This window comes from Thalassotalea sediminis, assembly GCF_030295915.1.
GTDB classification, from domain to species: domain Bacteria; phylum Pseudomonadota; class Gammaproteobacteria; order Enterobacterales; family Alteromonadaceae; genus Thalassotalea_C; species Thalassotalea_C sediminis.
In genome coordinates, this window is record NZ_AP027361.1 from 3,724,396 (window position 1) to 3,736,844 (window position 12,449).

Sequence of the window (12,449 nt, forward strand, 5' to 3'; positions counted from 1 at the left end):
ATTGCTATTACAGATTGTCGTGACTATCAGGACAATATGTTGTTTATTAAGGCGGAGTTTGGGTAGACCAAGTGAATATAAACTAGAAATATTTCGCTTGTTCCCTTCGCTGATATTAATCAGATCAGGTTCTACGGATCCCGCTTTCGCGATCTCAGCCCAATGGCACTCCGACAAGATTCATCCAATGTATTTGTTACGCTTAATACAAATATCATTTGATTTTTACCACCACAATTCTAGAGAATGTTGTTATAGCCTGCAAGTCTAATTCAAGCTAAGATAGAAGCATTCTTAAAAGTTTATACAGTATACACAGACAAGCAACGAAGATATGAGTATGAAAAAAATCTCCTTGAACACCTTAATGTTAAGTGCAGTATTAACACTTAACGCTCCCTTAGTATTGGCTGACAATTTACTTGGCACTAATGGTGAAACAACCCGTCAAGACGTGTTACGCGGCTCTATCACCCCAGAGAGACAATGGTGGGATTTAAGTCATTATCATTTATCAATCGAAGTAGACCCAAAAGTGCGCACGATTACCGGCACTAACACCATGAGCTACCGCGTCTTGGATAAAAAACAACGTTTACAAATTGAACTACAGCCACCAATGCAGCTTACTAAAGCCACACAAAATGGTGACTCATTAACAATAGAAAAAGATGGTTTTAGCTATTTTATCGAGACAATTAGTGAGCAACCGATAGGCAGTGAACAAGCAATTGTACTGCACTTTTCTGGCCAGCCAAAAACTGCAGTACGAGCTCCTTGGGATGGTGGAATTACGTGGTCAAAAGACAGCAATGGCGTGGATTTTATCGCCTCAAGCAATCAAGGTATTGGCGCAAGTATTTGGTGGCCAAATAAAGACCATGGTTACGATGAACCTGATCGTGGTATTAAAATGAGTGTTGAAGTGCCAGAGCATTTAGTCGATGTTTCAAATGGTCGCCTGTTAGCGATAGATCACAACAAAGAAAAACAAACCAAAACATATCACTGGCAAGTCGTTAACCCAATTAACAACTATGGCGTGAATATTAATATTGGCGACTATGTGCATTTTGGCGAAAAATATCAAGGTGAAAAAGGCCAGCTTGATATGGATTATTGGGTACTACGTGAAAATCTAGATAAAGCGAAGAAACAATTTAAAGATGCTAAACGTACTATCGAAGCATTAGAACATTGGTTTGGCCCATACCCTTTTTATGAAGATAGTTACAAGCTTGTAGAAGCGCCATATTTAGGCATGGAACATCAAAGTTCAGTGACCTATGGCAACGGTTATCAAAATGGCTATTTAGGTCGTGATCGCAGCTTAACAGGTGAAGGTTTACGCTTTGATTTTATCATTGTTCACGAAACTGGCCATGAATGGTTTGCCAATAGTATCACCAGCAAAGATATTGCTGATATGTGGATCCATGAGAGTTTTACTAATTATTCAGAAAGCTTATTTTTGGAATATCACTATGGTAAAGAATCAGCCTTCAAGTATACGCTTGGTCAGCGTATAAACATACAAAACCAAAAACCGATCATTGGCGAATATAACGTCCATAGTGAAGGTTCGAGCGATATGTATGATAAGGGTGGCAACATGCTGCACACAATACGTCAACTAGTAGATAATGATGAATTATGGCGAGAAACACTGCGTGGACTAGGTAAAACTTTTTATCATAAAACGGTGACAACGCAGCAAATTGAACAATACATCGAAAATAAAACAGGTAAATCACTCGCCAACGTATTTGATCAATATTTGCGTGACAATAGAGTACCTACCTTAGAATATTTCTTAAAAGATGACCAATTACGCGTTCGCTGGAGCAATGTTAAAGCTGGTTTTAATATGCCAGTAAAAGTAAAAATAAACGAAAAAGTACAATGGCTTACGCCAACAACGACATGGACAAATGTACAAATAAGTAGTAAAAATCCAACTTTTGTTGTTGATAAAAACTTTTACATCAATACTATGAGTATACTAGGTAGTTAAACGGCTGTATGAAAAATGGGGCAACGATTGTTAAAAACGTTAGTTTTGCTTTGGGCAGGGCTAACTCTTTGCATATTCAAAGCAGTCGTTGCTCATCCTTTACCATATACAACTTCAGACACTGTTAAAAAAAACTCTATCGAGAATATTTGTCTGACTTCTCCTGTCGATTGCTTATCGCATGTTGAACTCGAATTATCAAAATATAGTCAAAGTAATTTAGTTAAATACGACTTATTGCAATATCGCTTTGTTGCACTTTTCAATTTACAACGTAATAAGGAATTAAGGGAAGAAACATCGAAATGGATAGACCAACAAAGCCTGCCCATACCCTTTAAAATTACTGTTTATATTTATCATGCGAAATCACTTCGTGCTTTTGAAGAACAAGAAAAAATACGAACATACGTCGATAAAGCCATGACATTACTTAAGCAGATGAATGAGGTTTTTTATTCGCCTATGCGCTTAGTAGAATTAGCTAATTTACAAATGCAATATGGCGACAAAAATCAGGCTTATCTACTTTTATCTGACTTAGCCAAAAAATATAAAGACAGTAAAAACGCGCTTTTTCAAATGGAATTACATGGTAATTTAGGGCATACCGCAAATAAACTAAATAAACTAAATGAAGCAGAAGCGCAATGGAAGACGACCCTTTATTGGAGTGACATACTTGGCAATAAGCAACAACAAGCGGTGGTTAGATTCAATCTTGCTGATGTCCATGAGCAATTAAAACAATTAGATAAAGCAGCTTTTTATTTCAAAAACGCGCTAACCTTTTCTGAACAAGCGCAAGATAACAATAAGGCACTACTCACTAAATTTCGTCTTGGTCAGGTATATTTTCAACAACAAAAATATTGCCAAGCATACCAATTAATCTCATCTATTGATAAAGCGCGGTTACCGATTACAAGTCAAGCCAACTATGACAAGCTCATTAACGACCTTACAGCCTGCTAGGCAATACGATCATTTCAATATCTAAATAACTACCTACTGTAAGGTGCTTTATTTTGTCGACGACTTCGATTCAACCGAGTACGAAATTTTGTAATCTTTTAGCCAATATTTAACGGGTTTACCTTTCACTAGCTTTATTGGATAGGTTAGCTTTTTAGCACGTAGTAATGCAAATTCAGAGAAAGTATTATACTGCTTAGGGTTAGCTAATTTCACTTCCAATGCTTGTCCCTGAGCATCAACAAAGACGTTTAATGCTATCTCACTTGATGATTGATGGCGATAGGTTTTAGGTTGTTTAGGTAAGTCCATGCTTCCCGCATTTTGCGCAAAAATATTCGTACTTGCTAATAACATTATTATAAATAAACTTACTTTGTTAAACACAGTACCCTCCATTAAAAAAGGCTAGCACAGTGCTAGCCTTTTCATCTTCAGTTTACTTTTCAACTATGCTTTACGACGCGCAGTAGCTAAACCTGCCAACGCTAAACCAAATAATAATATTGAATTTGGTGTTGGTACTTGTGACACTTGATAATTAATCCAGTCAGCATAAGGATTCATCAAAATGCCTCCAAAACGATCGCCATATGCACCTGGTGCAATAGGTGATGTAGGCGCACCAAAGGTATTAATACCTGCGATTTCAAGTTGACCAGTTAACGCATTAAATACAAATGATGGACCGCCAGAGTCACCACCACCAATATTTGCTTCGATACCCTCTGGTAACCAAGAGCTACAGATGTCATATACTGCACAGAAAAAGTCTAAGTCATATTCTGCGCCTGCACCACCGCCAAAGTTATCATCATTATCGGTATAAGTTCCGTCAAAATCTGCATGCCATACTTCAGCTAATCCAGAGCCGTCATCATCAAAACTGATCGCATCAACAATATTTTGACCAACAAGTTTAGAAAAGAAATCAGGTGAACCTAATGCATCATCGTAGTAGCCAGAATAACCATCACCACGAGTACCATAACCTACCATGGTAAAGAGTGAACCGTCACCACCACCTTGTGAAGACAGGTTTAAGGTATCAAAAACTTGGCCAGAGAATAGATCGTAGGTTTGTGTACCTTCAGGAATATCACGATCTAACTCAATAATAGCAACGTCATCATTTAAACATCCAGAAGTACCATCTGAACAGATATTAAAGCCGTTATAGTCTGGGTGCATATCAACATTTTGTGCTGTGATTATATCATTAGCAGTGCCATCACTATTAAAGACAACACGTACACGGTTGTCTGGGTTAGCCAAATTGATCACTTGACCTTGATCATTCTCATCAACACAATGGGCGGCACTTAATATATGGCGTTTATTTAATGCTGCACCTGTACAAATAAAGCCACCACGACTCGATTCAATAAAAATACTAACGACACCATTAAAAGGTGAAGAAGCATTATTCGGATCAGTGATACTCGCTAGGTTATCTTCGCGCGTGTTTGAATTATCACCATTGCCTGCTGCAATGTACGCTTGAGCGTTAGAATTATCGATATCTAAACCGATTAGATCTGCATTTGCTTGACCCATAAACGTAAGTGACGCTACTGAAATTGCGCCGACAAGTTGACGTGTCTTAGATTTAAAATGTGACATGTTTATTCTCTTTGTTGTTATATATTTTTAACATATTTATTACAATAAACACTAAAGCAAAAAATAAGCCACCTAAATTTTCTTTTATTTTACAAATTCTTAACTATTTATTAATTTTATACTGTAAAAAATCTTGACACATTTACACATGATTAACAAATGCCACTTTATTACTCCTCTCCTATATTCACAATCATTGCCGTCTTTGTTGGTCAGTTCAGCAACTTTGTTCTAAGCTTATTAATATTAAGTAAACAATTCGAGTAACTGTGTTATGGATGACCAACTAACATCAAGTATTCTTATCGTCGATGATAGCTCTACCAACATTCGTGTCATATGTAATCAAATTAAAGATTTAGGACATAAAATACATATCGCAAAAGACGGTATTCAAGCCCTTGAACTTTTAACTGAAATAAAACCAAGCATGATTCTAATGGACATCAGTATGCCCAATATGGATGGCTTTGAATGTTGTAAACGGATAAAACAATCAGAAAGTAGACGAGATATACCCGTATTAATCATATCCGGTTCAAACGATGAAAAAGATATGCGTCGAGCATTAAATGTTGGTGCGAGTGCTTACATGACTAAACCCATCGACCCAAAACAATTAAGAACAAATATTGACTATCATATGCCTTGGCATTGATACGGCACTTTATTTAAAACAAAAAAAACCCGGCTAGGCCGGGTTTTTTAAATTAGATAACTAAAATTACTTAATTTTAGCTTCTTTGTACATTACGTGCTTGCGAGCTTTTGGATCAAATTTTTTGATTTCCATTTTCTCAGGCATAGTCTTTTTATTCTTGTCAGTAGTATAAAAATGACCTGTGCCAGCACTTGAAACTAATCTAATTTTATCACGCATGATTTATTCCTTAGACTTTTTCGCCACGGGCACGAATATCAGTTAACACTGCATCAATGCCTTTCTTATCGATAATACGCATTCCTTTCGGAGTTAAACGTAATTTAACGAAACGATTTTCACTTTCAACCCAAAAGCGATGGGTTTGAAGGTTAGGTAAGAAACGACGACGAGTGGCGTTTCTTGCGTGAGAACGATTGTTCCCTACAACTGGTTTCTTGCCGGTTACTTGGCAAACTCTAGACATGTGAGTCACTCCAAAAATTAATTTCAGCTCGAGCTACAATTCCCCATGGCCGTCGCCTTGGGATCCTGAAAAAGGTGGCATATTATAGTGAAAGTGTTTGCTTAAATCTAGCACTTATCGACTTATTGGTGATAAATAATATTTAAACCTTTTATATCAGCAAGTTAAGAAGAAAAAAGTTAAGAATAAACATCATTTACCTAACACTATTCGCATAAAATATATACTTTATGGCGAGCAAACAAACTAATTTAGTCTACATTAGAGGCTAAAAGCTTCGTTAATTTTTTTTGTTGCTCGTCACTACATAGCTCATTAATTAAAATACGTATGATGTGCGATTTGGCCAGATTAGTATCTTTAGATAAAGCCTGCAATTGATTTATCGCATCTTCACTCAAGGTAAAAGTAGCATGCCTAAAAGGCTTTCTTTGTTTCTTTTCAACTTTATCTAACTGCGTAGCGGCAGCCAACGCCTCTTCTAAATTTGCAGGGCGATTAATACCTTCACTTACTAACGTTGGACGACCTTTCGCGTAATTTTCAGCATCCGCAATAAAGTCATCAACGGTAAAGTTCTTCTTCTTTTTATTACTATCGCCGTCCTTGGTTTTTTTTAAATCAGTTAAACTCATGCGAGTTATCCGGTTTCATAGCGATTAATTCTTCAGCAATTGCAATTATTTCGGCAGCAGCTTTACCTTCACTATCAATTTCAAGTACTGATGAGCCACTTTCTTCACTATCATCGTATATATTGCGATTATAGGTCACTGAATTTAACACATTTATACCGTATGAACTACAAACATCTTTTGCTTCAAGAATACGGTTTGCTTGCGTAGGCAATGCTGGACACTGTGTAACCACAAACGATGCTAACATTTTAGGGTTGACCATTTTACAAGTACTCAACATATCTTCCATATGTGGTACTGTTTTAAGATCGCGTCGTTTTGGTCTTAATGGAATAATAACATGATCAGCAACTGACATAGCCGCACGAAGTGCAAGGTTGTCTTGCCCACCACAATCAACAATCACGTAATCGTAATGTTGATTCAAACTCAATAAGTCATTTCGGATCTTACCGTACAATTGAATACAATTTATAGCGGGTAATGAAGGGTCCGTATTTCGAGCCTGAATCCAATCAGAAGTAGTGCGTTGTGGGTCACAGTCAACCATTAACACTATACCCTTTTTAATCTTGGCAAAATAAACTGCGAGGTTTTGGGCTAAACAACTTTTGCCACTGCCACCTTTTTCACCACCAACTAAAATCATCATATTGCTGATTCCCTCTAATACTACTATTTATGCGAAGACTATTAAGTATAGACCAAAACTTAATCCCAAGCGTTTAGTTATCAAGTCTTAGTGCTATTTCATACCAACCAGTATCTTGTTTTAGACATCTGACAACTTGACCAGTCAAAGACTGACTCTGCGGGGCGGCCGCTTTAAAGATAACGGTTGCTTTTACATTCAACGGAATTGCTTGATCGCAATCGAGTTTTAATCCACCTTTCGAAAAGTCAAGGCATGCAATAGTTTTGTTAAATTCTTGTCCCGTATCATCTTGCCATTGAATATTGACGAGTTCTTTTTCCATATCCAATCTAAACGACCTTCGTCGCTCAATACGTGCATCATCTTGTTCTGTCATATGCATGCCCTACCTTTTTACATCAGATACTTTAAAATTACCGCTCATTTCGCAGCTATGCAAGAAAATCAGCCACTTTTTAATCAATTACCCGATTAAAGTAGCCCATGTTCAGCAAACGAGTAGCATTGATGCCCAGCGATAATCATATGATCAAGCACGTTGATATCGACCAAAAGTAAGGCGTCAGATAATGTTTGCGTAATCTGCTTGTCAGCTAAACTTGCTTCAGCAACGCCTGATGGATGGTTATGGGCTAAAATAACGGCACTCGCATGTTGACGAATAGCCACTTCAACGACAATCCTTGGATAAACAGCTGCTGCATTCAATGTACCGTAGAACAACTTTTCAAAGTGAATAACCTGATGTTGGCTGTCCAGCAATAAAACAGCAAATACTTCTCTAAACTCGTGGCGTAACTGAGCAATTAAAAAGTTTTTACTCGCCTGTGAACTTGTTAATGTTTCTCCTCGCACAAGCTCTTCCGCTAAACAACGTTTCACCATTTCTAAGCACGCTTGTAATTGAACGTATTTTGCATTCCCTAATCCTTTTATTTGGCAAAGTTCTTCTTGAGACGCGTTAAAAATGCCAGAAAGGCTACCGAAGGTCTTTAAAAGTTGACGTGACAGGTCAACAACATTTATTCCTTGCACACCGGTACGAATAAAAATAGCCAGTAGTTCTGCATCAGATAACGACTGTGAACCCAAAGACAATAGTTTTTCCCTTGGCTGTTCCATTATTGGCCAATCCTTCAACATAGCAGCATCCTTTGCTTAGCAATTTTCAATAGTGTGGTTTAGTGATATTCTAATACGCTACCGATCAAAAATAGTCTGACTTAGTAGATATGCAACAACTTGTAGATAAAAATATTGTTCTTGGTATCACAGGAGGCATTGCAGCCTACAAAACACCTGAACTTGTAAGACGGCTTAAAGAGCGCGGTGCAAATGTGCGCGTTGTAATGACAGAAAGCGCTAAGGCATTCATAACACCACTTACGCTACAAGCCGTTTCAGGTAATTCAGTATCAGATAGTTTATTAGACACTGATGCAGAACTTGCCATGGGTCACATCGAACTCGCAAAGTGGGCCGACTTATTATTGATCGCTCCTACAAGTGCAAATACTATCGCTCGAATAGCCCATGGTATTGCCGATGATTTACTCGGCACCTTGATATTAGCGACAGATGCGCCTGTTGCACTTGCGCCAGCAATGAACCAACAAATGTGGCATGCTAAAGCAACACAAGATAATGTAAAAACATTATTAACACGTGACACATTAATATGGGGACCTGGCAGCGGTGAGCAAGCCTGTGGTGATATTGGTCTTGGCCGCATGATTGAAGTAGATGACATTGTTATGCAGGTATGCCAACATTTTTCTCCTGCAACACTTTCAGGACAGCATTGGGTCATTACTGCTGGGCCAACAAGAGAAGCAATCGATCCTGTCCGTTACATTTCAAACCATAGCTCCGGCAAAATGGGCTATGCTATAGCTCAATCAGCAATCAATGCTGGCGCTCAAGTAACGCTTATTTCAGGCCCAGTAAACCTGCCGCCGATCGCTGGTTGCAATATACGCTATGTTGAAAGCGCTCAAGACATGTATCAACAAGCGGTTAAACATAGCGATGCGGCAACAGTTTTTGTATCTTGTGCTGCCGTAGCCGATTATCGCGTCGCTGAGATTGCTCAACAGAAACTAAAAAAAACCGAGCAAAATGATAATTTGACATTACAGCTGGTGAAAAACCCCGATATAGTGGCCAGTATTGCTAACATGGCACAAAAGCCCTTTGTTGTTGGTTTCGCTGCCGAAACGCAAGATGTAGCACAATATGCCAAAGATAAACTTACACGAAAAAATTTAGATCTTATCGCGGCAAATGATGTCAGCCAGCAAGGGCAGGGGTTTAATAGTAATGACAATGCGCTCACGGTGTTTACTCATCATGAAACAATTGATATTCCGCTTGCCAACAAGCAATCCGTTGCAGATAAATTAGTCGCTATCATTAAGCGCCAACTAGATGAAAATATTTGAGTTTATCGGTACAATCTTGAGATAAACATATTCGTTAACCATAAAAATCAGAGAAGAATCAATATGTCGGGTTCCGCCAAACCTAATCGTAAACAGCAAATATTAGAATGCTTAGCGTTAATGTTGCAAACAAGTCCAGGGCAACGTATTACTACCGCAAAACTTGCAGAGCAAGTGGGTGTATCAGAAGCGGCGCTTTATCGACATTTTCCATCAAAAGCTAGAATGTTTGAAGGTCTAATTGAATTTATCGAAGAGTCTATTTTTTCTCGTGTAAACTTAATTTTAACTGACCACAAAGAAGCACTAGTAAGATGTCATCATATTTTACACGTATTACTCATTTTTGCAGAGCGTAATCCAGGTATGTGTCGCATCTTATCGGGTGATGCGTTAATGGGTGAAAATGAGCGATTAAGAGCGAGAGTTAATCAGTTCTTTGAAAAGTTAGAATCTCAATTCAAACAAGTACTACGAGAACGAAAACTCCGAGAAGGTAAAGGCTTTGAGATTCCAGAACTCGCCTTAGCCAATATACTGGTCGCTTTCGCTGAAGGTAAAATTTGCCAATACGTACGCACCGGCTTTGATAAAAAACCCAGTGAGAGCTTTAATGATCAATGGCTCTTTTTAATGGCAAGCAAATAATATTGCACCATAAAGAATAAAAAGCACTGACTTGTCGGTGCTTCTTTGTATATATACTTATAAAAATTTTTCTAACGCATCATCAAATAGGAATATAAATCGTGAGTCAATTAGCAGCGCTCGCCCCTACAACTCTGTGGCAGTTATTCGAGCAACTATGCCGAATACCTCGTCCATCGAAACATGAGCAAAAAGTATCACAGTGGATACAACAATGGGCATTAAGTAAACAGTTAACCGTCAGTGAAGACGAGGTCGGTAACTTATTAATTAGCAAACCCGCTACGCTAGGCATGGAAAACAAAAAAGGCGTTATTCTGCAAGCCCATATGGATATGGTCCCCCAGAAAAATAACGACAAAGAGCATGACTTTCTAAACGATCCAATTGAAGCATACGTTGATGGAGACTGGGTTACGGCTAATGGCACCACACTAGGTGCTGATAATGGCATTGGTTTAGTTTCGGCACTTGCTGTTTTAGCCAGTGATGACCTTGCACACGGCCCATTAGAAGTTTTAATCACCATTGATGAAGAAGCAGGCATGACTGGCGCTTTTGGCTTAAAAGCTAATTGGTTACAGGGCGATATCTTGATTAATACTGACTCTGAACAAGAGGGTGAAGTATATATGGGCTGTGCTGGTGGTATTGATGGCACCGCTAAATTTTCGTTAGATTTTGAGCCAGTTAAAAATAATACAACGGCATTTAACTTATCAATATCAGGCCTTAAAGGTGGTCATTCTGGCGTTGATATACATACAGGGCGTGCCAATGCGTGCAAATTATTAGTAAGATTTTTACTAATTGCCGCAGAACGTTACAACATACAGTTAACCGAGCTTAATGGCGGTAGTCTGCGTAACGCTATTCCACGAGAAGCTGAGGCGAGTTTTGTCATAGAAAATCAGTATATCGAAGCGTTGAAACAAGGCTTAGCAGATTATTTATCAGCAATTCGTTTTAATTTAAAAGCCATCGAAACTGATATCGACATGTTGCTGATCTCACCAGAAGAGTTTGACCAATGTTGGACGAAACAATGCCAGTCACAGATACTAAATGCCATTAATGGATGCCCCAATGGTGTGATCAGAATGAGTGATGATATCGAAGGTATTGTTGAATCATCACTTAATTTCGGGGTAATGAGAACAAAAGGCCAACGCTTTGAGTGTATGACCCTTATTCGAAGCCTGCACGATGATGGCAGAGCAGACGTAGAATCAATGGTACGTTCAGTTTTTCAACTCGCGGGCGCCACCATCTCATTTGATGGCGCTTATCCTGGTTGGAAACCTAATACTGAGTCACCTATTATGGCAACTGTACGAGATACCTATCTTGAGCTATTTGGTGCATTACCTGAGGTTATGGTCATTCACGCAGGATTAGAGTGTGGTTTATTTAAATCTGCTTACCCTGACTGGGATATGGTTTCAATTGGGCCAACGATTAAATTTCCTCATTCTCCTGACGAAAAAGTGCACATTGCTTCAGTAGAAAAGTATTGGCAATTATTAGTTGAAGTGCTGAAAAAAATACCTGAAAAAAAAGCTGTTTAGTGATAAAAATCGGTTAGACTTGTGTCTAATAAGCTTTTTTATAAGATACCTTTATACTTCTTTTGGGGAATAATTTTGGAATACATAATATGATCCAGCCACAACAAATTATAATAGCTGATGATCACCCATTATTTCGACAGGCTTTATTAGACACATTAAAAGTACAGCTGACGCAAACACAGTGGGTAGAAGCTCAAACAATAGAAGAGTTAGAGCAGCAACTTCAAGCAAATCAAGAAGCAGATATGCTACTACTTGATTTAAATATACCTGGCGCACATGGGTTTAACACTTTAATTCATGTCAGAAACCATTACCCGCAAATACCGGTAGTGGTTGTCTCTGCTCATGAAGATCAAGATACCATTGGTAAAGCAATGAAATATGGTGCCGCTGGCTTTGTGCCCAAATCGACTCCTGTTAATACTATTTTTGCCGCCATCCAAAAGGTGTTAATGGGAGATATATGGTTACCAGAATCTTTTGTGCCGTGCGATAACACCGAGCAAAATACAGATATCGCCAAATGTGTCGCCAGTTTAACGCAGCAGCAATATCGAATTTTGATGATGTTTGCTCAAGGCATGTTAAATAAACAAATTGCTTATGATTTAAATGTTTCTGAAGCAACAATTAAAGCGCATGCAACTGCAATATTTAGAAAACTAAATGTTCGAAACCGCACCCAAGCGGTGATTGCTATTAGCCAATTAGAGCTTACTGAACAAAATTTCACTGAAGATTAATGACTGTCGAT

15 protein-coding genes and 1 riboswitch are annotated in these 12,449 nt (G+C 38.4%); of the genes, 7 read left to right on the top strand and 8 right to left on the bottom strand.

Annotation, left to right across the window (positions count from 1 at the left end; genetic code table 11):
- Positions 1–84 precede the first annotated feature (84 nt).
- Positions 85–183, bottom strand: a riboswitch (TPP riboswitch).
- A 157-nt stretch (positions 184–340) separates the two neighbouring features.
- Together QUE09_RS16795 and QUE09_RS16800 are read left to right on the top strand one after the other, a co-directional pair.
- Positions 341–2,014 (top strand): M1 family metallopeptidase, encoded by a 1,674-nt coding sequence (locus QUE09_RS16795; RefSeq protein ID WP_286234028.1) that lies wholly within the window; start codon positions 341–343, stop codon positions 2,012–2,014.
- 27 nt (positions 2,015–2,041) lie between these two features.
- Positions 2,042–2,989, top strand: a complete 948-nt coding sequence (locus QUE09_RS16800; RefSeq protein WP_286234029.1) for a tetratricopeptide repeat protein — start codon at positions 2,042–2,044, stop codon at positions 2,987–2,989.
- A gap of 48 nt (positions 2,990–3,037) precedes the next feature.
- Here the strand turns inward: QUE09_RS16800 and QUE09_RS16805 are convergent, their stop codons facing one another.
- The gene (locus tag QUE09_RS16805) at positions 3,038–3,376 is read right to left on the bottom strand and encodes a hypothetical protein (protein ID WP_286234030.1); all 339 of its coding nucleotides are present in this window, start codon (positions 3,374–3,376) and stop codon (positions 3,038–3,040) included.
- 63 nt (positions 3,377–3,439) lie between these two features.
- On the bottom strand, positions 3,440–4,612 hold the full coding sequence (locus tag QUE09_RS16810) for a trypsin-like serine protease (RefSeq protein ID WP_286234031.1): 1,173 nt from the start codon (positions 4,610–4,612) through the stop codon (positions 3,440–3,442).
- 274 nt (positions 4,613–4,886) lie between these two features.
- On the opposite strand from QUE09_RS16810, the gene QUE09_RS16815 reads away from it, so the two are divergent.
- Positions 4,887–5,270: a response regulator gene (locus QUE09_RS16815; protein WP_286234032.1), complete on the top strand. Its 384-nt coding sequence runs from the start codon at positions 4,887–4,889 to the stop codon at positions 5,268–5,270.
- A gap of 66 nt (positions 5,271–5,336) precedes the next feature.
- On the opposite strand, the gene rpmG is transcribed toward QUE09_RS16815, so the two are convergent.
- The 6 genes from rpmG to radC form a co-directional block, all read right to left on the bottom strand.
- A complete protein-coding gene (rpmG, locus tag QUE09_RS16820) occupies positions 5,337–5,492 on the bottom strand; it encodes a 50S ribosomal protein L33 (RefSeq protein WP_044834320.1) in 156 nt (51 codons plus the stop codon).
- Between the two features lie 10 nt (positions 5,493–5,502).
- Positions 5,503–5,739, bottom strand: a complete 237-nt coding sequence (gene rpmB, locus QUE09_RS16825) for a 50S ribosomal protein L28 (RefSeq protein WP_286234033.1) — start codon at positions 5,737–5,739, stop codon at positions 5,503–5,505.
- A gap of 251 nt (positions 5,740–5,990) precedes the next feature.
- Positions 5,991–6,374 (bottom strand): hypothetical protein, encoded by a 384-nt coding sequence (locus QUE09_RS16830; protein WP_286234034.1) that lies wholly within the window; start codon positions 6,372–6,374, stop codon positions 5,991–5,993.
- Positions 6,361–7,029 carry an AAA family ATPase gene (locus tag QUE09_RS16835; protein WP_286234035.1) on the bottom strand — a complete coding sequence of 223 codons (669 nt, stop codon included), beginning with the start codon at positions 7,027–7,029 and terminating at the stop codon, positions 6,361–6,363. The genes QUE09_RS16830 and QUE09_RS16835 overlap by 14 nt, the downstream gene beginning before the upstream one ends.
- A gap of 73 nt (positions 7,030–7,102) precedes the next feature.
- Positions 7,103–7,408, bottom strand: a complete 306-nt coding sequence (locus QUE09_RS16840) for a PilZ domain-containing protein (RefSeq protein WP_286234036.1) — start codon at positions 7,406–7,408, stop codon at positions 7,103–7,105.
- Between the two features lie 95 nt (positions 7,409–7,503).
- Positions 7,504–8,175, bottom strand: coding sequence for a RadC family protein (gene radC / locus QUE09_RS16845; RefSeq protein ID WP_286234037.1), 672 nt, complete (start codon positions 8,173–8,175; stop codon positions 7,504–7,506).
- 89 nt (positions 8,176–8,264) lie between these two features.
- On the opposite strand from radC, the gene coaBC reads away from it, so the two are divergent.
- From coaBC to QUE09_RS16865, 4 genes are all read left to right on the top strand, one after another.
- Entirely contained in the window at positions 8,265–9,473 is a 1,209-nt protein-coding gene (gene coaBC / locus QUE09_RS16850) for a bifunctional phosphopantothenoylcysteine decarboxylase/phosphopantothenate--cysteine ligase CoaBC (RefSeq protein WP_286234038.1), read from the top strand.
- A 63-nt stretch (positions 9,474–9,536) separates the two neighbouring features.
- Positions 9,537–10,121, top strand: coding sequence for a nucleoid occlusion factor SlmA (gene slmA, locus QUE09_RS16855; protein WP_286234039.1), 585 nt, complete (start codon positions 9,537–9,539; stop codon positions 10,119–10,121).
- Positions 10,122–10,222: 101 nt separating this feature from the next.
- Entirely contained in the window at positions 10,223–11,689 is a 1,467-nt protein-coding gene (locus QUE09_RS16860) for an aminoacyl-histidine dipeptidase (protein ID WP_286234040.1), read from the top strand.
- 89 nt (positions 11,690–11,778) lie between these two features.
- The gene (locus QUE09_RS16865; protein WP_286234041.1) at positions 11,779–12,438 is read left to right on the top strand and encodes a response regulator transcription factor; all 660 of its coding nucleotides are present in this window, start codon (positions 11,779–11,781) and stop codon (positions 12,436–12,438) included.
- Positions 12,439–12,449 lie beyond the last annotated feature (11 nt).

Excerpts from the sequence above, each read along its gene's own strand:
- QUE09_RS16795 (WP_286234028.1), top strand. The coding sequence starts at position 341 with ATGAAAAAAATCTCCTTGAACACCTTAATGTTAAGTGCAGTATTAACA.
- QUE09_RS16810 (WP_286234031.1), bottom strand. The coding sequence starts at position 4,612 with ATGTCACATTTTAAATCTAAGACACGTCAACTTGTCGGCGCAATTTCA.
- QUE09_RS16815 (WP_286234032.1), top strand. The coding sequence starts at position 4,887 with ATGGATGACCAACTAACATCAAGTATTCTTATCGTCGATGATAGCTCT.
- rpmG (WP_044834320.1), bottom strand. The coding sequence starts at position 5,492 with ATGCGTGATAAAATTAGATTAGTTTCAAGTGCTGGCACAGGTCATTTT.
- rpmB (WP_286234033.1), bottom strand. The coding sequence starts at position 5,739 with ATGTCTAGAGTTTGCCAAGTAACCGGCAAGAAACCAGTTGTAGGGAAC.
- QUE09_RS16830 (WP_286234034.1), bottom strand. The coding sequence starts at position 6,374 with ATGAGTTTAACTGATTTAAAAAAAACCAAGGACGGCGATAGTAATAAA.
- QUE09_RS16835 (WP_286234035.1), bottom strand. The coding sequence starts at position 7,029 with ATGATGATTTTAGTTGGTGGTGAAAAAGGTGGCAGTGGCAAAAGTTGT.
- QUE09_RS16840 (WP_286234036.1), bottom strand. The coding sequence starts at position 7,408 with ATGACAGAACAAGATGATGCACGTATTGAGCGACGAAGGTCGTTTAGA.
- radC (WP_286234037.1), bottom strand. The coding sequence starts at position 8,175 with ATGTTGAAGGATTGGCCAATAATGGAACAGCCAAGGGAAAAACTATTG.
- coaBC (WP_286234038.1), top strand. The coding sequence starts at position 8,265 with ATGCAACAACTTGTAGATAAAAATATTGTTCTTGGTATCACAGGAGGC.
- slmA (WP_286234039.1), top strand. The coding sequence starts at position 9,537 with ATGTCGGGTTCCGCCAAACCTAATCGTAAACAGCAAATATTAGAATGC.
- QUE09_RS16865 (WP_286234041.1), top strand. The coding sequence starts at position 11,779 with ATGATCCAGCCACAACAAATTATAATAGCTGATGATCACCCATTATTT.